Raw genomic sequence first — 25,617 nt, forward strand, 5'->3', positions numbered from 1 at the left:
ACTGCAGACACTGACTCACAACAACAATAATGAGAGCACTGCCATGCGTACCCATGACGTTCATTCGATTATCGATAACGCCCGTTTCAGCCGCTTCCACTGGCTGGTAATGGGCTTGTGTGCCTTGCTGTTGATCTTCGACGGCTACGACCTGTTTATCTACGGCGTGGTGTTGCCGTCCATCATGAAGGAGTGGGGCCTGTCGCCCTTGCAGGCAGGGGCTCTGGGCAGTTACGCGCTGTTCGGCATGATGTTCGGCGCGCTGGCGTTTGGCAGCCTGGCGGACCGGATCGGCCGCAAGAAAGGCATCGCCATCTGCTTCACGTTGTTCAGCGTTGCCACCGTGATTAACGGCTTCGCCAGCAACCCGACCGAGTTCGGTATCTGCCGGTTTATCGCCGGGCTGGGCTGTGGCGGGTTAATGCCGAATGCGGTGGCGTTGATGAACGAGTACGCGCCGAAGAAGATCCGCAGCACCCTGGTTGCGCTGATGTTCAGTGGCTATTCACTTGGCGGCATGCTCTCGGCCGGCGTGGGGATTTACCTGCTGCCGCGCTATGGCTGGGAATCGATGTTCTTCGTCGCCACCGTGCCGCTGTTGCTGCTCCCGGTGATTGTGTATTGGCTGCCTGAATCCATCGGCTTTCTGATCCGCCAGGGCAGGCTGGACCAGGCACGTGCGCTACTCAAGCGCCTTTCGCCCGAAACCCCAATCGACGCTGAAGACAAGTTGCAGATCAGCGCCGGCAAAGGCAAGGGTGCCTCGGTACTGGAGCTGTTTCGCCATGGCCTGGCGGTACGCACCGCATCGATCTGGGTCGCGTTTTTCTGCTGCCTGCTGATGGTCTACGCCTTGAGTTCGTGGCTGCCCAAGCTGATGGCCGGTGCCGGTTACAGCCTGGGGTCGAGCCTGTCCTTCCTGCTGGCGCTGAACTTCGGCGGCATGGCCGGGGCGATTCTCGGCGGCTGGCTGGGAGACCGGCTGAACCTGGTGAAAGTCATGATCGGCTTCTTCGTCACTGCGGCGGTGTCCATCAGCCTGCTGGGTATCAACAGCCCGATGCCGGTCCTGTATTTGCTGATCTTCGTCGCGGGCGCCACCACCATCGGTACGCAAATCCTGCTGTATGCGGGTACCGCGCAGCTTTATGGCTTGTCGATTCGCTCCACCGGGCTGGGTTGGGCGTCGGGCATCGGCCGCAATGGCGCGATTGTCGGGCCGCTGCTCGGCGGCGCGCTGATGGGCATCGAGTTGCCGCTGCAACTGAACTTCCTGGCATTCGCCGTTCCCGGCGCCATCGCGGCATTGGCGATGACGGCATACGCCTTGAACGGGCGTCGCTCCAGCACCGATTTGATCACTGCGCAGGCGCTGTGATCGCTCAAACCGTCGATAACAATAACTAAGAGCAACGACATGAAGACACAACGTATCTGGCTGTCCCTGTTGGGCATGCCCTTTGCGGCGACTGCGGCTGAGGGCGGTTTTTTCGCAGACTCCACAGCCACCTTGCAGGCCCGCAATTACTATTTCAGCCGCGACTTTTCGGAGATCGTGGGCGCCAACAAGCAATCAAAGGCGCAGGAGTGGGGCCAGGGTTTTATCCTGACCTACAAATCCGGCTATACCCCGGGGCCGATCGGTTTCGGTTTGGATGCACTGGGCACCCTGGGCCTCAAGCTCGACAGCAGCCCGGACCGGACCAACACCGGCTTGCTGCCGGTCAAGGGCGATGGCAGTGCCCCGGACGACTACAGCCGTTTGGGCCTGACCTTCAAGGCCAGGTTTTCCAAGACCGAATTGAAGGTTGGCGAAGTGCAACCCAACCTGCCGGTATTGGCCTTCAGCGACATTCGCCTGTTGCCGCCCAGCTACCAGGGCGTGAGTGTCAGCTCCGGCGAAATCGCCGGCCTGACGCTACAGGCCGGGCATTTGACCACCACCAGCCTGCGCAACGAAGCCGGCGACGAGAAGATGATCGCCATGCTCGGCCATGTGCCGCAACGCGGCGCAGAAAGTGATGGGTTCAACTATGTCGGCGACGACTACGCCTTCAACACCAACCGTACCAGCGTCAGCTACTGGCATGGCCAACTCAAGGACATCTACCGCCAGGACTTTGTCGGCCTCAAACACAGCCAGCCGATGGGCAACTGGATACTCGGCGCCAACCTCGGCTACTACGATGCCCGGGAAGACGGCGACAAACTGCTCGGCAAGATCGACAACCAGGCGTTTTTCTCGCTGCTGTCGGCCAAGCATGGCGGCCATATCTTCTACGTCGGCTATCAAGCCATGTACGGCGACAGTGCTTTCCCAAGGGTGTTCGCCAACATCACACCGCTGGGCAACGAGGTGCCCACCTACGAGTTCGCCTACACCGACGAACGCTCCTGGCAAGCGCGGTACGACTACGACTTCGTGGCGCTGGGCATTCCGGGGTTGACCACCACCGTGCGCTACATCACTGGCAACAACGTGACCACCGGCGCCGGTTACGAAGGCAAGGACCGCGAGCGCGACCTGGATATCGGCTATGTGGTGCAAAGCGGCACGTTGAGCGGCCTGGGCATTCGGGTGCGTAACGTCATGGCCCGTTCAAACTACCGCAGCGATATCGACGAGAACCGGCTGATCCTCAGTTACACCTGGAAGCTGCTTTAAACCCCGCCCTGGCACGTACCCATGACCTGGTAGTTGACGGTGTGGCTGACGCCCTGGCTGTCGAGATAAACCATCGTCGCCGGTTCTACCTGGCAACTGCCGGGCACGGGTGTGAGTGAAACAATGCGCTGGATATCCGGCGCTTCACTGCTGCCGGCCGCCAGGGCGCCGGTGGTGCTGAAGAGCAGGATCAAACTGAGCCATTTGATAGTCATGATGAGTCCCTCTGTGAGTAGGGTTCATTTTAGTGATTGCCACAGCGGGATAAAGACAGGAACAGGTGAATGACTCGTACGTATCAGGTAGCAATCGAGGGGCAATACTGATGGATCTGCTCAATGGCATGCAGGTGTTCGCCCGGGTTGTCGACACAGGCAGCTTTGCTGCGGCGGCTGAGGCCTTGGACATGTCCGGCGCCCACGTATCACGGTTGATCTCAGAGCTGGAAAAACACCTTGAGACCCGCCTGTTGCAACGCACCACCCGACGCCTGAGCCTTACCGATTCGGGCGAGCGGTTCCTGCTGCGCTGTCGCGACATTCTTGAAGACGTGAGGGAAGCTACCGCGGAGGCCAGCGGCGCACACCTCAACCCGCGCGGGCGGTTGCGGCTGCATTGTATGAGTGGGCTTGGCGTGCTGATCACCCCGTTGATTGCCCGCTACAGCGAGCAATACCCGGACGTGTCCATCGAGTTGACCCTGTCCCAGCACAACCCTGACCCGCTGGAAGAGGGCCACGACGTGGTGATCTCCATCGCCCATTCACTGCCGGATTCAGCGCTGGTGAGCCAGACGGTGGGGCAGTTGTTCAGCGTCCTGTGTGCGGCGCCGAGGTATCTGGCCAGATACGGCGTGCCCGAGAGTCCGCAGCAATTGATGCAGCACCGACGCTTGCACCTTCAGGATTTCCAGGAGGATGCCTGGGTGTTCAAGGGTGAAGAGGGCGAGGTTGCGATTGCGCCGGGAGACACCTTCAGGACCAACGTGGCGGATGCGATGGTCAAGGCGACGCAGGAAGGCATGGGCATCAGTCTGTTGCCGTTTTTCAGTGCAAGCGCGGCACTGCGGGAAGGTTCGCTGGTACGGCTGTTGCCCGACTATCGGCTAAGGGAGCGCAGCATTTTCGCGGTGTATCCGTCGAGGCGTTTTTTGGATGCCAAGGTGCGCACGTGGGTCGCGTTTTTGCAGGTGCAATTGCCGGTGTTGCTGGAGGAGCAGGTGAACGTGATTGAGGCTCCCCGAGGCTAATAGGAATAGGCAAACCTCATAGAGTTACCGGCATAGGTCGACAGTGCTTACCATGACTACCATGGGGGCACATCCACCGAGAGCGATTTTTCATGAGTACTCAAACAACACTGTTCATCACCGGCATCAGCAGCGGCTTTGGCAAAGCGCTGGCAGCAGAGGCGTTGGCTGCCGGCCACCGAGTCATCGGGACTGTGCGCAATGAGACGGCCCTGCAAGCGTTCGAAGCGTTGTCGGCGGAGCGCGCCCATGGGGTAATACTGGATGTCACGGACTTTGAACAGATCGACAGCGTCGTCGCCGAGGTGGAGACCCGCTTCGGCCCGGTGGACGTCCTGGTGAACAATGCGGGTTACGGTCATGAGGGGATTTTCGAAGAGTCGCCGCTGGAGGACATGCGCCGTCAATTCGACGTCAACGTGTTCGGCGCCGTTGCCGTGACCAAGGCCTTCGTGCCGTACTTCCGCCAGCGCCGCCGTGGGCACATCATCAACATCACCTCCATGGGCGGCACGATCACCATGCCGGGTATTGCCTACTACTGTGGGAGCAAGTTTGCGCTGGAAGGCATCTCCGACACCCTGAGCAAAGAACTCAAGCCGTTCAACATCTTTGTCACGGCAGTGGCGCCGGGTTCGTTTCGCACCGATTGGGCCGGGCGGTCCATGCAGCGCACGCCACGCAGTATCGCCGACTACGATGCGAGCTTTGATCCGGTGCGCCAGGCGCGGGAAGAGAAAAGCGGCCACCAATTGGGTGATCCGAAAAAAGCCGCGCAGGCGATGTTGACGCTGATTGCCAGCGACCACCCACCGGCGCATTTGCTGCTGGGCAGTGATGCGCTGGGTTATGTGCGGGAAAAACTGCTGCAATCCCTGCGGGATATTGATCAGTGGGAGGCGCTGACGCGTTCTACGGATGGTTAAGGCATCCCACTTCGCAGTCTGCACTGACCTTAATGGCGAAAAGCGAAGACTTCCTTGAGCATCGGTACGGCCAACATCGCGTCAGGCCAGCCGGAGTAGAACGCTAAGTGGGTAAGACTTGTGGCATTTGGATTGTAAACGCGATCAGCACCACGAACCTATGAGGATGGCGGGATTGGTTGGAGGCTCCTGCGGCAGGCGTTACGTAGTTGATGCGGCAGCACCCGGCGTCCCGTTTGATTAGGGAGGCACGCTGCGTTGGCTGTCTCAATGCACCAATCAGCGGCGCTGACCATTTGTCCAAAACAATACAATTCTGTACTGACTTGTTGCCCTTATCGGTGCGCATTGGCATTATTTAGCCATCACTCGATACCGGCGCAGGGATGGCCGCGACACGCTGCCTATTTCTGTGCGCTTAATTTGGCGCCGGCCTAGTGCTCATCTATCTCTGCATACCCTCCATGTCTAACCTTTTGCGGTCCTATAAATGAGTTTCTTTCGAAAGCTCTTGGCTTTCATTGTCCAACTGTTTAGTCAGAAAGATGAGCCTGATAGCGATGTATTGCCGAAAATTGATCCTGAGAAAATCCAGAAAGAGCTGCGCGTCGTTGAGCTGGCGCGGCTTCGCGGAGCTGCCGGAGTTCCCTCCAGTACTGCGACCCAGCTTTCAGATGTCGAGCACAGTATTCGGGGCAAACTGGGCGGAATGCGTGAGCAGATACTCAAGTACGGTGAGCGATCCCTAAAAAGCGCCGACAACCGCTTGGACGCCATTGACGTGACCCGCGACATCAAACGCACTATCGCACTTGGCGAGGAGTTTGAGCGAAACGCCGATCAGGACATTTCCAAAATGGATGGCGAGCTGGCGGAGCTTCAGCAAGCGGCCGAAGACAAGGCCCATGCACTCGAAACTTTCCGTGAGCAAAACAAGTTGCAGCACAGGACTGCTGATGCTGCTGATGGGGATGTCAAATGGATGAACGGTGGCTTGCTGTTTGCGATGACAGTGGCGGAAGGCTTTGGAAACGCCTTTTTGTTTTCTGAGGGCATGGCCAGCGGGTATGTGGGTGGGTTTGTCACCGCAATAATGCTGTCTGCGTTCAACGTGTTCGTATGCTTCTTTCTGGGTAGGGCTAGTGCCTATAAAAACCATGTCATACCGTCAAGGATGTTCGCAGGCTATTTTGCGTTAGGTGCGGCAGTTCTCAGCATGGTTACTGTCGGCTTAGGAACTGCCTATTTCCGTTTTGTACTGCCTCAACTTGAAGATGAATCGCAGTCAGCTGTCGAGTTGATTCGTGCTTATTTACAAGATTCGATCCTTCCATTTCAGGACATCAGCTCATGCGGCTTATTTGCGCTGACGGTCATTTTTGGAGTGGCAGCAGTCTATAAGGGCTACACCTGGACTGACCGTTATCCAGGGTACGCGAAGGTTTACCTGGATTACGAAGACGCTCAACGCCGGTATATCTTTGCTATTGAAGCGCTGCGGCATGTGTTGGAGCAGCGCAAGCTTGAATCCCTTCTCCTGATCGATCAGAACGTTGATCGTGCAGCGGCAGCCATCCAGAATTTTAAGCGCAGCATGAGCCAGAAAACGGTCATCAAGAAGGTCGTGGATGAGCGGATGGTACTGGCCGACGAAACGCTCACTAACCTGGTCCGTAAGTATCGGATTGAAAACGAAATGGCTCGCCCTAGCAACAATCCGCCGCCGGCCTACTTCGACGAGCCGGTGACATTTGTTGAGGTCACAATGCCTGATTTCGGCACCGAGAAGGATGAGATCAAACTTGCTGAGCAAGAACGCTTAATGAACGAAATGGTTTCCAACCTAGAGACGATCAGGGCCCGAATTCAGTCGTCCTTTAATCAGAAATACGATCAAGTGCAGCCGCTGCAGCAACTCGTTTTAGGGAGAGCGTAATGGCAATTTATGCCAAGAAAAAAGGGCGTTCCGGTAAAACTTTCGGCTTGCTGGTTGGTGGTGTCGCAATAGCGGCGGCTGCCTTGATGTTCTATTTCAATGCGACGCGTGAAACCTTCGATAAGGAGACCCTTTGCCCGTCGACAGGTCCCAAAGGGCAATACGTGGTGCTCATTGATAACACCTCACCGTTCCCGTTTACCCAGAAAATCGCGTTAGGCCAACGGCTTAAAACGATGGTAACTGAGGAGCTCCCCGAAGGCTTTCTGCTCTCCGTATTTCTTCTCGGTGAAGATTTTAAGAGCAATGAAAAACCCCTATTTGAGCGCTGCAATCCTGGTCAGTGGAAGGATCGGAACAAGCAGACGAGTAATAAGAAATTTGTTGATCGGGACTTTAACCAAAAATTTGTAAAGCCGTTTGACGACATCGTGCACAAAATCTCGCTCGAAGAGCGCAGCAAGAACTCCCCCATTTTCCAGATGCTGCAGCTTGTTGGCATCAATGGATTTGAGCGCGCACATGTCTCGGGTGAACGCAGGCTGGTAATTTACTCCGACATGCTGGCGAACATGCCGGAGTTCAGCATGTATAAGGCCAACCTGCCGCTTTACGCGGATTTTCGTAAGACCGCTTATGGGCAAAATGCTGTGGCACCTGGCCTGCAAGGCAGCATTGTAGCCATCAACCTGCTGGCAGCTGATCAGAAAACCCTACAGAACACCAAGCTCTCGATGTTCTGGGAGCAATACTTTCAAGATAACGGCGTATCTGTGGAAGGTTTTTCCCGGGTCGAGGGGTTATAAGTGGACGTCAATAAATCGATCAAACGCGTCAGCACCTACTTTGCGTTCGCGGTGTTGCTGAAAATCAGTTTGTCCGTCGCCAGCCTGAAGCTAAATGACCCATTTTGGCTAGGGCTGGTCTTTCCGCTGGCGGTGATGATCGCGTATTGGGTCATCGGCTATGTCGTTCGAGAAAAATGGGACAAGCAACTCACCCTGGCCAAATTTGCCGATTCAGTTTACTACTTGGGCTTCCTGTTCACTGTCGCCAGCATCATTATCTGCCTGCTGGACATTGAGAGTATGGGTGACAACCTCAACGGTATGGCGACTCGGTTCGGTGCCGCTATGGTCAGTACCGCACTGGGTATGCTGGCGCGGATTATTCATACCGGGTTTCGTATCGATGCGAATGATGCGGTCAGAAGTGTCGAAGAGCGTGCGATTCACGCTGCCGAAAATCTGGCTATCTCCTTTGACAACACTTTTCAACAGCTTGAAGTCTTCCGGGACAAGGTAGACGTCGCTTCTCGCGAAGCGGTGCAGAGTGTGAAGGAACAGGTCAAGGCACTTTACGAACACAACATCACTGCCACCGACGCTTACTTTGCCAATGCTACGCAGCAGAGCAATGAAGCCTTTGCGCTGATACTTGAAAACACTCGACAGTCCAGCGACAACTTGTTGAGCACTATTAATGAGCTGACCGAAAAGAGCGCTCTTACGCTACGGCAGATGGAAGACAACGCCTTGGATTTCGGCACACTGGCGCGCGATCGCGTGGAGCAAATGATCTTTCCTGATGACCTGTTCACCCGCAAGCTGGGTGGTTCAATTGAAACATTGGCAGGCACAACGGACAGCGTGAATGAAGGCGTAGCCTCGTTGGCCGAAGACGTTAAAACCGCTACGCGCCAAGTCACTACCGCCATTCGTAGCTTGAATGCTAAGACTCAAACACTCGATGAAAACCTGTTATCCGTCGGTGCCATTGTGACGAGCCAGGAGCGCCTGGTGGATGCGATGAGACTACAGAGCAAAGAGATGATGGAAAGTGTTGAGCGCGTACAGAAAGAGTACCTGGACTCGTTGGACGACCAGCAAGAGGATTACCTCAACGAAATCAAGGCTCGTCAGCAATCGGTGGAACGCATTGCAGATAAACTGGATGCTTTGAATATCCGTATTGAAAGCGCCGATACTGTAGAGCGCCTGGGCAGGGACATCGCCGATGCTCTGAAAGGTGTGCACGAAGTCAGTCAGACCAATCGGGAGATTTTGGCGGAGAATCTTGAGCAGAGTTTAGCGCCGCTGGTTCGGGCTCTGGTTGAAAGTAATGAGAAACACCAGGGGGTTGCATCGCGGATGGAGGAGAGCAATCGTTCAGTCGAAGCCGCTCACAGCCAGTTGGATGCGCTGATTAACAAGATTGGTGGACTCACTGCGGCAGAGCGGGGCACATCCACTCACTGCGTTGAGTCAGAGAGCCTCGCGGAAGCGAGATCCGCCTGATGAGCGGAAAGAATGATCAAGTGTTTCAGCTCTCGCTTACCGAGATCTTTATCATCGTGTGCTTCATATTGCTGCTGCTGATGGGGTACCAGATTTTTAAGTTAACCCATAAAAATCAGGCGTTGAATGAAAAAATGTTGGCCTTCCAGGATCTGGATGTACGTGAGAATGCGATCAACAAGGCGGCCGAGGCACTGAAAGCGCGGATGACTGCGTTAGGTGTGCGTAAGCCCGAGGAGATAATCAGCAAGCTGGTGGACGCATCGAAAGCAACCGCAGAGCTGGATCGCTTGAAAGTACTCATGACCCAAAAAGATCAAGAGCTGACTGCGCTCGCAGCAATCGAAAAAGCCTTGATGGAGGTTGCTGGGCAGAAAAAAGGCGCCGACGCTAAGCAACTAATTTTAGAAACGATGATGTCGTTTGAGCAGCTAAAAAAGCTGGTCGTTGATCCTGCTGATGAAAGCGGTATACAGCCTACGGATGTGGTGAAACGCGTCGCGGCGCTCAAGGCTCAGGAAGACATGCTAGCGGCTGCATTCGGGGCAAACACCGAACAGACGAAGGAACAGCTCCAAGAGGCGATCAAGCACGCCGTTGCCCTCGCACAGGCGGACAAAAACGGTGTAAGTCCAATTGAATTACAGAAAGCCAATAAAGACTTAAGAGGTCAGGTTCAGTTCTTGCAGAACCGCTTGAATAAGGGCCGGGGTGGTGACCTTCCGCCGTGTTGGGTGAATGAAGTCACCGGTAAAGCGGAGATGTTCCTCACGGTAAAACTGAGTGAAAACAATCTCTCTTTCGAACCCGCATGGCCGCCCGCGCGTCAGGAGGATGCGATGGCGTTGCCAGGTATTAGGGAACTGATGGCCAATACCACGCGTACGTATGAAAGCTTTACCCAAGCGGCCAAGCCGGTGTCCGATTTGGGCACGCAAAAAGAGTGCAAGTACTACGTGCGATTGGTGAGCCAGATTCAAGATGCGGTTACCTCTGATCGGCGCCGACTTATGGTTGAAAATTTGTTTTACAAGGTTGAAGTCAGGCGATAGGAGCGTGTTGGCGAAGAAAGTAAGGAATTTACGTCCGCGCAGGTATCACGCAGGCGTTACCTGAGCAAACGGCAAATACGCTTGCTGAACTCCAGAATTGAGGTGAATGGTGCCCGCCTGGTTTAAGGCTGGGGGCACCTTTTCAAACCATTCTTAGGATGCCCTCAGATATGCCCCCGATGTATCGACACTCTGGAAGTGGGTAGATCTCCATAGCCTATGAAAAGCCAGGAATGATTAAATAGACAGCTAGCCAGATGACCTTTAGAGACTGTCCGGATCCCCGAAAAACATTTTGACTAGGCTCTAGGACAATATTTTCAGCTCGAAAAATCTAAAATATGCCCCCAGTTATGCCCCCAATTGCGCCGAGTGTACGAGCGATCGCGAATGGCGATTTCTGACATGGATCTGGGTGGCCGTGGCTGGTATTCAGTGCGCGTTCGCATAGTGGATGAGCAACCAGTATCTGGAAGATCCTTGGTCGTTCGTAAGAGAGCATTGGTAACGTGTCGATACCCTTAAGTACGGAAGCGCCTTTCCGTGCCGTTCTTGATCAATTAAACCGTTGGGCCAGGTCGCTGATCAGTCGTTTGGCCGCTGTTGCTGCGTTCAAATGAGCGACGATGTGGATATCTGCCGGGCGTTTGCTGAGACTCCAATGGCGTATTCGGGATCCGGCAGGTCAGCGGTGAGAATACTCAATCGCCCAGTCATCTTGCTAAGCTGGCTCAGTCGGGTTGACCATGTGCTGGAACCGAGCGATATCTTCGCGGATTTGCAATCAAGTTCGAACCCATCGTTATCAGTCGAAAGAGCCCCATGTACCTTCGTCTTCGTTGCTGACAATCAGCAATTAAGAGTAGAAGGATTAGACCGCGACATGGCTTTTTGCCAATAAAATGCCATCACGCTACAATCGCTAAGCTATCGCGCTCTATAACTGTATATAGATACAGTTATATCGCCTGGCTACATAAGGTACAGGGTTTTCGTGCCTGAATTGATTTTGCGCCTTTGGTAGGCGGATTGGCCAGGACGGCGTTTGATCTCCTCGCGAGTCTGCACACCGCTACGGTGAAGCAAAGAGTGGAGGATTTTGTGGCTAAGCTTGCCAACGATGCAACCAGATTGCTGGAGGCCATCGACTACCAGTTGATTGTGACGCTTGAGTACTGCCACCAATTGGTAGAAAGGCAGACCCTCTGGCTTGAGGTGTATGGTGATGTCACTGTTAGTGGTAGTGTCCAGGTCGAAGTCAAAAACTTCATTGATGACCTTACTGATGGACATATCAATTTCTGGAATACCCTGAAGAACTGGTTGTCACCGAAGTTCAAGCAAGAGAAGTATGCCGAGCTTATCTTGCTCACGACCCAGTCCTACGGCTCAACGGCAGAGCTGCGCCATTGGAACGACCTCAGTGGTGATGATCGCCTAGCGTTGCTTGCCAAAGTACTGGCTGATAGTGAGGCGCGTGTAGCTGAATCCGGAAAGAAGCCTTCCAAGGCCGTTCAGGCTCAGCAGTTCGTCATGGCAGATGAAAGAAGATCTGTTCTGAAGGACGTGATTGAAAAGGTCAAGATTCTCTCTGATGAACCTAGCCTCAAATCGCGTGCATTCGATGCTCGAAGCCGCTTCGGTAAAGGGATTGATCCCACACAGCGTGATGAGTATTTCCAGGCGCTGCTGGGCTACCTGATCGAGCCTTGCCTAGCCAAGGACGGTTGGAAGATTACCTACGAAGATTTCGATATTAAGCTTGCTAATTTGTTCTCGCGGTACGGAAGGAACTCGCGAAAGTTTCCTGTGGTTGATCCGGCGATCTTCGAAGGTGAAGATAAGTCAGGCTATACTGATCGGCTGTTTGTGAAAAAGCTCTGCGAAATTGAGTATGCTGACAAAGTATCCTCTGCAGTACTAGAACACATGGTTGCCGTGCACACAATCTCCAACGAATTTAAGCGGTTCACCGTCGAAAAAATTGACATCGATAATTACAAACATGATCAGCTTAAACGGCATAAAAGTTTAAGGTCGGTCGAGATGAGGCGCTGCTCCCGAAAGCCTGAAGGGGAGTGGTGTTTCGAATCGCAGAACTTCTTTGATACTCGTTGCGGCGAGCCCGTCGATGGGATACCTGCATTCGATGGCACCTCCGTGGAGTTTCGAAATGGGCTCTGGCATATGTTGGCGGACGACGAGGACGAACAGGGTAATGAGAAGTTGCATTGGAGGCTTTGGTGATGACCCTTACAACCATTGACTATATTCATACCCTGCAACGAAACCCGTTGATCATGGCGCCCATTCTCCATGGGTTCTACGGCGAGCTACAGGAGACGCAGAAGAATATTCTTTTCAGCTATCTTGTGCTGCCTTTTGTGCTGCATGAGGCGACTTCAGCGTACCTGCACCGAATCAGCGAGCGGAATACCTGGCGAACCATGGTGAGCGATAAAACGCGGATCGCGGGCGTTCATAAGCGGATACAGTCGCTGCGAGAGGTCACCAATGTCACATTGATGAGCCTGGTGAGCGCGGAGTATCTGACGATCAATGACGATATGATCGTCAGGGTCACCCAAAAAACGTATCCACCCCTGAAGGGATTGGGGCAGAAAGTGGCGTCTGCCCGCAACCTGGCAAAGCTCCTGCAAGATCGAGAAGCTCCTCGGGTATTCAAGTCGCTAGGGATTGTGCAGCTATGAAATGTTACGTCAAATCTGTCGGTGTTGTAGATCGTGATAATGAAGTGCATCAGGTCACGTTCAAGTCTGGCCTGAATATCATCACTGGCAAGTCTTCGATGGGCAAAAGTGCGATTATTGAAATATTTGATTTTTGCTTTGGTAATAGCGACGATACGATTCCGAAAGGTGTCATTACTGCCCGGTCGAAGATGTATTTCACCATTCTGCAGTTAGAGGCTGAACTTCTATGTTTGGCGCGAACTCGCGATGCCGATAAGATTTTCATTGCTGAGGTCAGTGGCTCGCTCGACGAGATTTTTCAGCGGATGAAGAATATTAATGCATTCTTTACGCCGAATATGTTTTTGTCGGTGCGCGACTTTAATAAAGAGCTAGGGCGCTACTTTGCTGTCACCATGACGGATATTGATGAGGACGACTCGCCGCGTGAGTATGGGAAGTCTAAGAGCGCAACACCTTCAGTACGTAGCTTCGTCTCGTACATGCTTCAACATCAGAATTTGGTGGCTAACAAGCATGCGCTCTTCTACCGCTTCGATGAAAAAGAGAAGCGTGACCAGGCGATTGAGCACCTGAAAATATTCATGAACTTTGTCGATCAGGACTACTTCTATCTGTCCCAAGAGCAAAATCAACTTCGGGCTGAGCAAAAGAAGATCGAGGCGCAGCTACCTAAGACAAAGGGTGAAAAAGAGCATTTCATTAAACGCATAGACGGCCTCCTAGCCGAGTACAAGGTGATCAGTGGTACGGATCTGACTCCGCTTACGGGCGCTCAAATCGCAGGCAGTCTTAAGCCGTCTTTCCGCAAGATCCACGACGCGAACGTTCGAATCGACAGTCAGGCAGACGCTTACTCGCTACGCAAAAAAACGCTCGAAGACGATCGGTCGAAACAGACGATAATTGTTCGTGAACTTCAGGACAAACTCTACGCGGTGCGGTCGTCGATCAGCCTCACAGAAGATTTCGCCAAGAATATCGCCGAGATTCCGGTGCCGGAGTACGCCGAGGTTAGCGACGCGTATTGCCCATTCTGTGATGCGCCCCATGAGCAAGTGGAGGTGGAGGCGAATAAGCTGACTGCCGCGATTGGCTGGATGAACCGTGAGCTCAAAACCACGTCTTACGCGCGGGAGAGTTTCAGAGATGAGGAAAACAAACTCATTAAATCGCTGGCCAAGGAAAAGGATATCCTTTCGGGTATCCAGACCAGCATCAATCAGTTGACCAAGCAGGTCGAAGACCTCAAGAAGAGCAAGACGGTTGATGAGATTGCGCTGCGTGTGAAGCACCGCATCGAGGGGGTTATCGAGGACTACGATAGCAAGCCTAAAACCGAGTACGAGGGCACTCTCCAGTTCATCAAAGACAGATTGGCCGTAATTAAGCCGCTTCTGGATGCCTACAACGTCAACGGAAAAATGGGCGATCTGAGCGATCTGATTAACAGTGAGATGGCCCGCATTGGTGCCGGGTTCGATTTTGAAGATGCCTACCAGCCTATCAACCTCAAGTTCGATTTGCACACCTTCGATTTGTGGCACGAGAGTGCCGACATGGGCAACGTATACCTACGTTCGATGGGGAGCGGGGCGAACTGGCTCTATTCCCACCTAACACTGTTCCTTTCGCTCCACTCGGTCTTCGCGCTCAAGCATGAAGAGGGCTGCAAGATTCCTCCCATCCTGTTCCTAGATCAACCCACCCAGGTCTATTTCCCGACCAAGATTGACCATGGCCAGACGTTTGACGCCAAGGCGTTAGCTGAGTTGACTGCAAGCACTGATCGCTTGGACGATGACTTGAGTGCGGTAACGAACATGTTTAACAAGCTGATCGAGTTTTGCGAACAGACTGAAGCGGCTACCGGGACGATGCCGCAAATCATCGTCACTGATCATGCTGACGATTTGAAGCTCAAGGGCAAGGCTAATTTCCAGTCGTTCGTACGTGCAACATGGCGTAAGAGAGGCTTCATTGCTGAACGTCGCCTCGATGCGTTGGTGTAACCGACTGAGCCCCTATGCTGACGGATTAGGTGCCCTTTAACCACTGTGAGCTCGTCCAGTACGGGGGCAGTCCATGAATTCAGTGGGTATTTCAATTCCCACTCGGTGCCGGGAAACGTGATACGACATGGTGGCTTTCGTTCGGCGGGTAAGCCCTCAAACTGCGCAGCCAGCGTCATCGGCTTCAATGGGCAAGCTACAGCGCCTTTCCGACCTCCACATACCAAGACCTAGAAATGCACATCCTTACCCTGAGGATCGCTTTGCGTCACTTACCCAGCGTAGGGGCTTGGGCATCAATCGAATCCCCTCCACGGCACTGTACGAAATCGGCGATCGAGTGTAAGCAGTACGCGACGCTTCAGGTCGATGCGCCTTTGACTTGCTCCTGATACTTCGCGAGCTTGAGTTTGAGGCGTTCCTGCTCGTGCCCTTCCTGACTCAGGGCTATTGATTTTATGAGCTCAGGCTCAGGGTTTTCCCCTGTAATCGCTGACATGAAGTCGAATTGGTGTTCATGGAAAACGGAGCGGAACTTCTCATTTTTAGGCTCAAGGTTTTCGAGCGCTTTCGACATCCAGGACAGGGCCTGTGTGGAGTTGCCCATCTGGTGCTCTGCCAGCGCCATGAGTCGTTGCACGAATGAGGCTGATGCCAAATCTTCTCTGGTCTCCAGCAGTTGCTTGGCTTCTACAGGTCTGTTCATCAGCAGTAAAAGCTCGGCATGCCGTTGCTGGTGGAAAGGCTTGGGGTTTAGGCTCTCAAAATACACAAGCGCTTCCGACTGCATTCTGGACGCGGATTCGCCTGCAGTGCGTGATGCCTCCAGAAGGATATCGCCCCAATCGAAGCGCTTGTCAGATTGAGGAATGTCATCGATCAGTGGGCGTGGAATCCTTTCCAGCAGTCGGCTTAGAAACAGGGGGGCTTCCCGAGACAGAAAGCGCGCGATCGACGAAAGCGTCTGTACAGCTTGAGACATCTCACGAAGCGCCGCCTCAACAAGCCATTTTTCGACAATGGGCTCATAGCGCAGGAGCAAGTCGCCACGTCCGAGCCAAACGGCATGCTCAACGGCAGCGAAGAACACCGAATGCGACACGGGTTCAGCAGACTCCGCGGCGCTCAGGATGCGCTCAACTATTTGTGAGGCCTCGTCCTTTTCTTCGGCAGAGCGGAGTCTGAGCAGTCTCATGATCTGAACTTCACTTTCGGCAAGCGGATGCTCGCCGGCCATGATGGATCGAAAGATATGGAGAGCTTCGTTCTTTCTGTCGAGTCGGTTCAGGGCTTTGCCTTTGTGGTGAAGAATCTCTGAGCGCTGCTTCGAAGTCAGTCCAGGAGCGCTTTCCAGGTCGTCAAACATCATCAGTCGAAGGGCCAGTTGATCTTTGGCGTGATCCTCCCCGCGGATCTTCTCGTGCAGATACAGCTTCTCGATGGTTTCCAAGAGGGCCATTGTTGTAATGACCGGGGTAGGGGAAGTGCGAGCCCTGACAAGAGCCGCCAGCTTGACCGGATCTCCCAGAAGCGCGGGCTCTACTTCTGCGGGTGACCAGACCAAAGCAAGAGCGTAGATGAGCGCTGGGTGACGTTCACCGTTTGTTACCAAATGCTGGATACGTTGATGAAGATTCGCTGCAGCAGACCAGAAGGAGAGGCCTGTTTTGGTAGCAGTATGCCCTAAATAATTGCAGACCTTTTCAGTGATGGGCGCGCGCTGTTGATCGCCCCACCATGGCTGAACACTCAGACTGTTAAAAACGACGTCGTGCAGCCGGACGACGTTGGGACGATCAGCTGCGACTAAACCGTGCTTCTGCACCAGCCGAATCACGCTGGGCGCTGTCAGCGTTTTGAGCAATTCAGCATCCACATTGGGTTGGTCCGCCCACTCAAAGACTGACAATGGCGATTGAACTACGGCCCGCAATCTGCCCAGCAGTATGTCGGCCAGCGTCTGTCCATTGGAGTCCAGGATCCCCGGGGCACGACAATCAAGTTCGATGTCGTCCCAGGTCGTGCCCTCGGCAACTGCCGCGTTGATGAGATTGATGGTTAACGCGTGTCCGCCGACTGCTTTCCAGATTTTCTGGAACACCCCGGGCGGGCAGTGTTCGACGTCTCTGTTCACCAAGGTCAATGCCTCACCTCGACTCATCAGTGGGAGCTGGTAGGCACCGTCCAAGCTCTTGCGCCTCGTGAGAACGATGTTCGAGCCTGGAGCGCAGAACGTTGTAAGGCTTTCGATCCTGAGTTCTTCATTGGCATCGTCAATAATCAGCAGGCAGCGCTGGTGCTTCAGAAGGCCCGCAACATTACGCAGTTCACCAATCCTGCTGATGGCTACAGCAGAGAGTTTTTCAACGGTCGGAACCTCTGCCCCAGAAAGCCAGATCACTGTCTGATATTGATCTCGGTTGCGATGTGCGAGTGCAGCAGCAGTGTCTGACTTGCCAGTTCCACCCATCCCCGAAATGACGATGCATTTTTGCAGGGACAAAAGCTCGTCCAGATGTCTATCTACTTCGGGTCTGGACAGCCGGCGGTCGTCAGGAATAGGCACTAAAGCTTGTGCTGCTTCCTCATCTGCAAACTTTGCTAGCGATGGCAAATATGCGCTCATCTTGAGGACGATGTCGTCACTCAGCAGCCCTTGGTCGACGATGCTGGTTGCTATCTCTTCCGCTCCTAGCATGTGAAGTGTCCGCCCCTTCATTTGGGAAGAAGCCATCACGTCATCAACAAATTTTTTAGCGATCTGAGGACGTTTCTTGCTGCCGGCGACGAGATAGATTTCCCGGGCACTGGAGGCTTTGCGTAGCACGTGCTCCAGATCTTTGCGTGCTTTGGCCATGGAGGAAGTGAAGTAACACTTCTCCGCAGAATATTCAGCCGCGATTAACCCGTCGGCTGACACGCCATCCACCACCCCTGCTACAGGAAAGCCAGCTGCGTTAACGCCCTGAGATCCAACCGGTATGTTGAGCACCAGCCTCAAAAACAAACCGCCAAAAATCTCGAACGGTTGACCGATCAAGCTGATTTCCCTGGCCAGCTGATTGATGTAGAGAGTGCGTTTTTGATATTCCATGGTCACCCGAGCTCAGAATGGGGCAAAAGAAAAAAGTAATACCTGCAGCCTCGCGGATCTACGGACTGTCCAGTCGACTGCTTGTGAGAAGGAGACCTGACAGGCTGATCGTGAAGTTATCACGCGTGCCCGGCTCTCTATGGCGCTAGTGCGGCTCACTAAGAGAGCTATTGTAGAGACGATTCTGGAGATTACTTGGTCGTGCGAAAGAGGATGTGGGTAATGAGCCGCTATCCTTAAGCGGAGTTATCGGGCCTTTCCGCGTCTATCCTGAAATTGACTCGTGAGATGCGCGTGCTCTGCATGATATTGCGAGGGCACTGTCGCACGGGCATACCGAGAGCGTAGCACTTCAATTGGCCGCCAAGTCGGCTGTCATCGAGGGCACTCAGGTTGAGATGTAGAGGGACGCCTTACCCTTGCTTATTTTTTACGTCCTTTCGCTCAGTTTACGACGCAAACTTTCATCTATGCTCTTCGCATCCCCCATGGAAGGATGCTTACCGCAATGAGCAAAGTCCCTAGCGTCTACGTTCCGTTGTATTTCATTCTCCTGTCCGGGTGTGCTGCGGTTCCGACGCAAGATGACTGGTTGAAGAAAAATGCGGCCTATGAGCTCAAAAGCGGCTATTTCGAGCCCGCCCATATTGATTACTTATTTCGTAACGAACGAGAAGGGGCAGGGAGGAGAGCACCTCCAAACCTGGGCTTGGCATTGGCAGGGGGAGGAACCAAAGCTTCCAGTTTTGCGATGGGGGTGCTTCAAGGGATGCACACCACGGGGCTTATGGAAAAGGTCGATATCCTGTCCACTGTCTCTGGAGGAGGTTACGCAGGCTACTGGTACTACTCGCGATTGGTTCTGGATACAGGGGACGAATTCAGAGCCCCTGGGAAATTCGATCCTGCGCGGTTGAACCCATTTTTCGCGGACTGCTTCCCTTCTCGATACGTCGAAATGTTTAAAGAACATCCTCTGAATCCTCGGCGATGCCCCCCTGAAAACTTCACCAACTATGAACAAAAGGTTCCTTCCACTGCGCCAGGCGCGAAGGATCTCAATGATCCCTATCGATACCAAAACTACATTCGTGCCTATCAGGATCTCTTCAGCACCGGGCGCAATATGTTCGGCGCTCGGTCATTCAATTACGACACCACTGACGAGGATGGCAGCATCAACAACGAGATCGTGGAAAACTCTGTCCTGTTGGTAGCCTCGGCAGTCATCAATCTCATTCCCAACATCGTCTTCGATTGGCAGTGGAATGTGTCGTCTACTCAGCGTGCGTATGCCAAAGGCATAGCACGTACATATGGGGCGAGTCCGCCGCTCTGTCAGGACGTTGGGTGTGTGAAGCCACTGCTCGCGAACGGCGAGATACGTCGTGAAGGTGATATCAAGAAGGCGCGTCAACTGACGTTCAAAGACATACGGCGCATGTACGAAGAGAAGGGCGCTCCGATGTGGATCATCAATACCACCGCAGGAGAGGATCGGTCTGTTCTCGATGTTGGTGGACAATCCGATTTGCGCTTTACATCCTTCGAGTTCACACCGTATGGATTCGGGTCAGGCTTATACGGTTACAAAGAAGGTGAACTTGAAGGTATTACGCCTACTGAAGCGGTTGTTTCATCGGCGGCCTTCTTCGATGACCAACAAAAGGGTGAGATGAGTATCCCCTGGAGGAACCTCGCAGCGGGCGGCATGAAGGTGTCGACCTTGAACTGGGGGAGTTCATACCGAAATCCGAACGTGCAGGACTTTGCCTATTTTGGTCATATGGCACTGCCGCTCCCGCTTTATTACGTTGACCGTCTGAAGGCTCCCAAGGACTCAACCTTCATACACCTTTCAGATGGCGGTCAGTCTGAAAACCTTGGCGCTTACGCATTGATCCGACGTGGAGTGCCCAACATTATTATCTCCGATCATGCAGAGGATCGCGGTGGCAACATGCATGATGTCTGCCGCCTGAAAACGCAGATACGTGGGCAAGGACTTTCGCTTCGGCTGCCAGGTCTTAAAGGCTTTGATGAGGTCTGTACCGAAAAGGGGGAGCCTACACACGCGTACGATATTTACAATTGGCGCCACCCTGTTCTGCTTGGGTGCATTGTCGAAAGTCCGGTTGATGGTGGCGCTTGCGTTGAGCCGAGCGCGGAGGAGACGGCGCGAGGAAAATACTTCGCCAGGCTGTTCGTTATAAAGCCAGCGATAGGTAGCGAGGCGGTCGTTCGCTCGTTGCGTCATATCTCAGAGGCTTGTTCCAAAGACATAGGCCGCTGCGCTACGGCGCTGAGTGATGCTTGTACCAAACCAATTTCAGATGTTGAGAGCCCGATGTGGACAAACGCCGAGCCTGCCTCCTGTGAAATGTATGGGTTCATACGAAAAAATGGGCCCGGTACTTCAGGCATGGCTAAAGACGACTGCCCGCACTTTCCGCAATACGGCACAGTCGCGATGACCGTGGATTCCTCACCCTGGATGTATGGAGCGATGCGGGATTTAGCGGCTTATTACACTGGGCGTGTTGGTGCGCTGTTCGATGCGCAGGGCAACGTTGATTTGAACTTGTTCAACACAGAACTGGCCTATCAGACCAACAGGCCGGTCGAGCATGTGCGAGCTAATAAAGGATCAATATTTTTTACGCCCAAGGCTGGCGTCAAGGGGCAGTGCAGTGGATTTCGGCGAGCGGTGTGAGCGTGTAATTGCCATCGCTGCGTATATTGGCCTCAGAAAGATAGACCGTGAAATTTCGTATGTTGAAGCTCTTTAGCACGGAACCAACCTGTTAGATTTGATTTCAATTTAAATGTCATCCCATACCAACTTCAACGGAACATCCTTGTTATTTTTGAATGGCGCTATGCCGACTATGTCGGTGACAATCCGAAAAGCTATCCGGCGTCCTGAAGGATTAAACGTCAATGAAACTTACCACCGGGTGGTTGAAGCCGCCTTCCGCGAGTACAGGGATCGATCACCTAGGCACGCAGGCGCCCTGTGGAATGATTTATGGCCAGTTGCTGCCAGGCATCACTAACGTTACCGATCGGGCACGTTACTACTCTTTCTATCCTTGGCTGGTTTGGTCATACGACCAGCGCTATTCGAAAGACAATCCTACACATTTTGTTGAGCATTTCCGGCGAGCGGACTGCCTGTTCACGCTGATTGCCGAGCGGCACTCGCAGGTTGGTGATCAAGATGATGAACGACATGGCATTGCGATGGTTGGCCGCAACAAGCTCATTACAGCATTGACTCGCCTGAGGGCTGGGGTGTCTCTACGTTTATCTCAGTATGCAACGACCGCAGACTCGGTGGACCGGTATTTTGTAAATAGATTGGGAGGGCTTTCTCAGTACTACGCAGGCACCTTGGCCAATCTGATGATTATGCAGTCGTCTACAACCTCATGGGCCAAGTACAGCACGGAATACGGCAGTCTACTGGCGCGAGACTTCGATACAAACGTTGCAGGAAAGCTTTTCTGGGAGAAGGTTGAAGGTGACGAGATCACGCTGGCGGATCTGGATGAACTCAGTGGTTTTTGCGCTTGCAACATCCCTTCAAGTCCCGCGGAGTGCCAGCACCTGACAGATATCTTTTTCGATGGAAAAGTTCGGTATGGGGAGGAGGGCGAGCAGCGCCGCCGGAGCTTGGCACTGATCCTGCAACTGGCGAATGCTCTTCCGGGTGACGAGGATCTCTATGAAGAGGTTTTTCGTGCTTGCGCCTACACCGGCGTATTGCCCGGAGGGCTGCCCTGGACTATCCCTCAGACGCTGCAGAATACCTGTGCGCATTGGGTCGTCTACGTGCGCAACGATCTTCTATCAGTGGCGTTTCAGACCATCCTCTCGATTTGTTTAACGGAGCTACAGCCACAGACGTCCGATGAGCGAGGGAAGTTCGGCTCGATTGAAGCCTTCTCTGACTGGTTTGTTGGCTCTGAAAAGATGGATGAAGTCTTGAATGAGCTCGAGTACGAGACCTTTGCAGACCTTGTAGAGCACGCGAGCGTGCTGGGGCCAGATTTAGCTGATTGGGGAGAAATGGGACATGAAATTCAACTCGGCAAGCAGTTAATTGCTGGTTGGCGTGGTGGCGCGGTAGTCCCGCTATTACTCGCCAGAAGCCTTGAGCTATTGGCTATGCTCGTTGCTCGCGATGATTTGACGAAGCAGCCCTATTCAGGCTTGGTGATTACTGCGGATTCGTTGCGGGATTACCCGATTAATTTGGTTAGCTTCCGTCATCGTGGCGCTGATTGGCAGGCGATGTCAGTACGGCAAGTGACGAGCGATTTGATGCTTTGGTGCATGAATACTCATCTACGTGTGGCGCTGCGCAAGCTCAGGCAGTCAGGTCGATCAACGTTCCAGCTTCACCCATCGGAGCTTGGGGTGGAGGTTGCCTGCGTTCACGTTCCAGTGCCCACTCAGACCACACCGAGATTCAGGCAGGCAGTACGCATCTTGCGAGACCTGGGGCTGTTGACTCGTGATGGAGGTAAGACACGACTCACCGATCCGGGTAGACGTCTGATGGAGGTGGCCAGTGTCTGAAGGCGTTTCGATTCTGGAGGTGATCAAGCGAGGAGGGTATGAAGCTTCCCTGATCACCACCTACAACGCGACACTGCCGTTTTACGAGGAGGTGTTGCTGCGGAAGCTAGTGAGTGCGGGATGTCGATACAATGTGGTGCTGATGGATCGCCAGCAATGTGCCGTTGCTTGGGCGAGTCAGGCCACCCGACCTCGTTCGGCTGGATATGCCTACACGCTTTTGCCTATCGGGGTAAGTGGCGCCTTCCACCCAAAAGTCTGCCTGCTGCTAGGGGCGAAGAAAGCCTCGATCTTGATTGGTAGTCATAACCTTACGCTGTCCGGACTGGGCATTAATCGCGAGATTACCAATTGGATTGAAGTGGGAGGCGTGAAGGATGGTGAGGGAGCCGCCATCCTCAGATCGCTCTGGCAAATGCTTCGAGAGTGGATCAGTTTGGAGCATGGCAAGGTGCCGGCGCCGATTATGGAATCGGCATTGGCGATCAGTCGCTTCGTCACACCTTTAATCCCTAAATCATTAGTCTACCAGTCGACTTTGCTAGGGCAGGGCGCTGGCTCTCGTTCACTCATAGACCAGGTTGCTGAGCATCTCACCGCACCGGTGAGGAGGATCGCAGTTTTGGGGGCATTCTTTGATTCCAAACTGCTTCTAATTCAGGAACTGAATCGTCGCTGGCCTGAAGCTGAGATTGTAGTCGGCATTGACCTCGAGACGGTGCAGCATCCGGGCGCTTGTGACGTCCAAGGCGTGCGGCATGTTGATGTGAGTAAGTTGTGGGGGCCTCAGATTCGCTATCTGCATGCGAAGGTTTTTTACTTTGAATGCGATCATTCTGCCGGCGACGTGTTTGTAAGTGGTAGTGCGAACCCCAGTCGTCCAGCTTGGATGGGTGGCGAAGGGGTTGGTAACGTTGAAGCCGTTCTGTTGCGGCGAGGTGACCTGGCTCGTGAGACCGCAGAGTTCACATTGACGAGCCGGCTGTTTGATTTGCCTGGACTGGATGAAGAGGCATTCGTCCAGATTCGTCAGCGAAATTTGCTGCAAGAGACAACCTGCCAAGAAGAAGGGCTGCCGATCCTTTCAGGTGTTTCCGGTCCTCAGGGGCAGATATGCATTGCTGCCCGCGGAACTGACCGCAATGTAACCGCTGCTGTATTGCTTGATACTAACGGCGAAGTATTGGATCGAGTCTATGTGGTCGACTGTAGCGACCAGGAGATCGCGTTCAGAACAACAGTCAAGTCTACGTACATTCGGTCCTGTCTTCTTGAGGAGGATGGTTGTCCTATTGCTCGTGCAATGATTCTGCATCCCTCGGTGATTGAGACGGCTGCACATTCTTCCAGGCGTGAGCAGATTCGTTCAGCGCTTAACGAATTAGGATCGAGTGATGCCAATATTGCTAAGCTCATTGCCACTGTTGATCGAGTCATTTTTGCTGAACAGACTGATCGCGAGATTGAGGAGGCTGTCCGTGAACATCGTGCAAGACTGGATAGCGCTGGCGGAGTATTACCGCCGGATTCCTTGGCAATCAGCATCAGTGACATGGACAACGGCAAGCCGAAACCGAAGCTCTTGAAGTCCGGTGATTTGGCCTTTTTGATCGATGTGTTGTTGCGACGTTTGAATGAAGGGCTAGAGGCGCAAGGCAATGGAGTCGATCACGCCGGACGAACCGAAGAAGAGCAGGTGGGGCAGGAGGATGAACTGTCTGAGAATGACGATGAGCTGCCTGCCGAGGAACCCGAGCTATCAGATACCGACATTGCGTACATAGTCTCGAAGAAGGCTCGATCGTTGTGCAGGAAAATGATCGCACAATTGGAGCTGGCGAGTAGGGATGAGTCACGCCAGCTTGTAGCTCCAATTCAGTTGATAGCAGTGTTGGCTCTGATCCGAGAACTGCGCCATTTAGACCAGTTGAACCGTTGGGCGGCCACTGGGCAATCGTTAGTCGAAGAGGATGACCGCCGCGAGCTTCTTGATGGAAGCCTGAAGTATCTACTGGGATCGGAAACAAGATTGCTTGAGGCGATCGACGAGGCTGCTGGTGATTCTGCTGAAGAGACGATCCAGTTGAGGGCGTTGCTGGTTTGGCTTGCGTGGGACCTGGGGGACGAGCTGACAGATCATTTCAATCCGATCTGGGATTACTACGAAAGGACTCCCAAGTTGCAAGCCAACGCTTTGTTTTTGGCGCTCATGCCGGCTATCGCCGCTGATGGGCAAGCGAGTACGGCACTGCATGACAGTATCGAACGAACCATCAAGAACACTCCGGTTGCTTCATTGCGGGCGGAAAAGTGGTTAACGCGGCATATGGCTTTTGGAACCACTTGGTCAGCAGGCGCACACGAGTGTGACGAGTTGAAGGTGGGTGGGTATTGTCGAGTAAAAGGTTTGTTCGATGGGCTACGGGTGGTTGTTGAGGTTTCGCAGGGGGCGGTGGGGTTTTGGGATTTTGGCCGGACTTGGAAATTTACGCGGGAACGCGTGGTTGCAATGGTGGCTAATCAATAATTGAAAGAAACGGCTGAATTTTTAGGGGCTGAGTCATTTGGCAACAAGTAATTCAGTGTCTGCTTTCGTCCCAGAGTGTGTAAAAACGCCCGGACAAACCACCCTTCTATGATTTCTGAGAAATTCATCGCAAGGGAAACCCATGAAACGGTTTATCCAGGCTGAACACCGAGGTCAAAGCACCTTCCTTCCCAAAATCCTCAACGACTACATCAGCGATACCAATCCGGTGCGCGTGGTTGCCTATCGATCAACTGCTTGACAAGCAGTCGTGGTCATTACCTTTAGCCGGTCGGATTGATTTTGATCGCATGGGATCCCTGCAATCTCTATCCATCTAGATTGTTTGTGCCAACGCTCACCGGGACTGAGCAGACCGAGGTGCGCTAGTTACCCAATCGCCGCTGCAATCGTAGACGAGCTGACGGTGAACGCCATTGCTCAAACTTAAAGACTGGCTTCATTGGGCATGGCCGACCCTCATCCCGTTGTCGCCTAGTCAGCAGGCTGAAGATGTGGAATGGACGCAGGGCATTGCTGCGTCTGTTCAGGCGGGGGATT

At 53.6% G+C, this 25,617-nt stretch carries 16 protein-coding genes and 1 pseudogene; 15 read left to right on the forward strand and 2 right to left on the reverse strand.

Going from position 1 to position 25,617, the window contains the following annotated elements; all coding sequences use genetic code 11:
- Positions 1-43 precede the first annotated feature (43 nt).
- Both NVB75_RS02065 and NVB75_RS02070 read left to right on the forward strand, forming a co-directional pair.
- Positions 44-1,378 (forward strand): MFS transporter, encoded by a 1,335-nt coding sequence (locus NVB75_RS02065; RefSeq protein WP_258345698.1) that lies wholly within the window; start codon positions 44-46, stop codon positions 1,376-1,378.
- Positions 1,379-1,417: 39 nt separating this feature from the next.
- On the forward strand, positions 1,418-2,665 hold the full coding sequence (locus tag NVB75_RS02070; RefSeq protein ID WP_258345700.1) for an OprD family porin: 1,248 nt from the start codon (positions 1,418-1,420) through the stop codon (positions 2,663-2,665).
- Here the strand turns inward: NVB75_RS02070 and NVB75_RS02075 are convergent.
- Complete coding sequence (locus tag NVB75_RS02075; RefSeq protein WP_258345701.1) at positions 2,662-2,880, reverse strand: DUF2790 domain-containing protein; 219 nt, start codon at positions 2,878-2,880, stop codon at positions 2,662-2,664. The two genes, NVB75_RS02070 and NVB75_RS02075, sit on opposite strands and share 4 nt — an antisense overlap.
- A 110-nt stretch (positions 2,881-2,990) precedes the next feature.
- On the opposite strand from NVB75_RS02075, the gene NVB75_RS02080 reads away from it, so the two are divergent.
- The 9 genes from NVB75_RS02080 to NVB75_RS02120 all read left to right on the forward strand — a co-directional run bounded on the left by NVB75_RS02080 (position 2,991) and on the right by NVB75_RS02120 (position 14,851).
- Positions 2,991-3,914, forward strand: a complete 924-nt coding sequence (locus NVB75_RS02080) for a LysR family transcriptional regulator (RefSeq protein WP_258345702.1) — start codon at positions 2,991-2,993, stop codon at positions 3,912-3,914.
- A 92-nt stretch (positions 3,915-4,006) separates the two neighbouring features.
- On the forward strand, positions 4,007-4,840 hold the full coding sequence (locus NVB75_RS02085) for an oxidoreductase (RefSeq protein ID WP_258345703.1): 834 nt from the start codon (positions 4,007-4,009) through the stop codon (positions 4,838-4,840).
- 490 nt (positions 4,841-5,330) lie between these two features.
- On the forward strand, positions 5,331-6,776 hold the full coding sequence (locus tag NVB75_RS02090) for a hypothetical protein (protein WP_258345704.1): 1,446 nt from the start codon (positions 5,331-5,333) through the stop codon (positions 6,774-6,776).
- Positions 6,776-7,582: a hypothetical protein gene (locus tag NVB75_RS02095; protein ID WP_258345705.1), complete on the forward strand. Its 807-nt coding sequence runs from the start codon at positions 6,776-6,778 to the stop codon at positions 7,580-7,582. Before NVB75_RS02090 ends, NVB75_RS02095 begins: the two co-directional genes overlap by 1 nt.
- Entirely contained in the window at positions 7,583-9,073 is a 1,491-nt protein-coding gene (locus NVB75_RS02100; RefSeq protein ID WP_258345706.1) for a hypothetical protein, read from the forward strand.
- The gene (locus tag NVB75_RS02105; RefSeq protein ID WP_258345707.1) at positions 9,073-10,125 is read left to right on the forward strand and encodes a hypothetical protein; all 1,053 of its coding nucleotides are present in this window, start codon (positions 9,073-9,075) and stop codon (positions 10,123-10,125) included. Before NVB75_RS02100 ends, NVB75_RS02105 begins: the two co-directional genes overlap by 1 nt.
- A gap of 1,101 nt (positions 10,126-11,226) precedes the next feature.
- Positions 11,227-12,372 (forward strand): hypothetical protein, encoded by a 1,146-nt coding sequence (locus tag NVB75_RS02110; RefSeq protein WP_258345708.1) that lies wholly within the window; start codon positions 11,227-11,229, stop codon positions 12,370-12,372.
- Entirely contained in the window at positions 12,372-12,836 is a 465-nt protein-coding gene (locus tag NVB75_RS02115; RefSeq protein WP_258345710.1) for a three component ABC system middle component, read from the forward strand. Before NVB75_RS02110 ends, NVB75_RS02115 begins: the two co-directional genes overlap by 1 nt.
- Positions 12,833-14,851 carry a DUF3732 domain-containing protein gene (locus NVB75_RS02120; RefSeq protein WP_258345711.1) on the forward strand — a complete coding sequence of 673 codons (2,019 nt, stop codon included), beginning with the start codon at positions 12,833-12,835 and terminating at the stop codon, positions 14,849-14,851. The genes NVB75_RS02115 and NVB75_RS02120 overlap by 4 nt, the downstream gene beginning before the upstream one ends.
- A 361-nt stretch (positions 14,852-15,212) precedes the next feature.
- On the opposite strand, the gene NVB75_RS02125 is transcribed toward NVB75_RS02120, so the two are convergent.
- Positions 15,213-17,945, reverse strand: coding sequence for a hypothetical protein (locus tag NVB75_RS02125; protein ID WP_258345713.1), 2,733 nt, complete (start codon positions 17,943-17,945; stop codon positions 15,213-15,215).
- Between the two features lie 508 nt (positions 17,946-18,453).
- Here NVB75_RS02125 and NVB75_RS02130 point away from each other — a divergent pair.
- From NVB75_RS02130 to NVB75_RS02145, 4 genes and pseudogenes are all read left to right on the forward strand, one after another.
- A complete protein-coding gene (locus NVB75_RS02130) occupies positions 18,454-20,658 on the forward strand; it encodes a patatin-like phospholipase family protein (RefSeq protein WP_223496642.1) in 2,205 nt (734 codons plus the stop codon).
- A gap of 227 nt (positions 20,659-20,885) precedes the next feature.
- Positions 20,886-22,529, forward strand: a complete 1,644-nt coding sequence (locus tag NVB75_RS02135) for a hypothetical protein (protein WP_258345715.1) — start codon at positions 20,886-20,888, stop codon at positions 22,527-22,529.
- The gene (locus NVB75_RS02140; protein ID WP_223496638.1) at positions 22,522-25,056 is read left to right on the forward strand and encodes a hypothetical protein; all 2,535 of its coding nucleotides are present in this window, start codon (positions 22,522-22,524) and stop codon (positions 25,054-25,056) included. Before NVB75_RS02135 ends, NVB75_RS02140 begins: the two co-directional genes overlap by 8 nt.
- Positions 25,057-25,198: 142 nt before the next feature.
- Positions 25,199-25,297: pseudogene (locus tag NVB75_RS02145) on the forward strand (hypothetical protein); the annotation flags it as partial.
- Positions 25,298-25,617 lie beyond the last annotated feature (320 nt).

It is taken from the genome of Pseudomonas sp. CBS (assembly GCF_024734645.1).
GTDB lineage: Bacteria > Pseudomonadota > Gammaproteobacteria > Pseudomonadales > Pseudomonadaceae > Aquipseudomonas.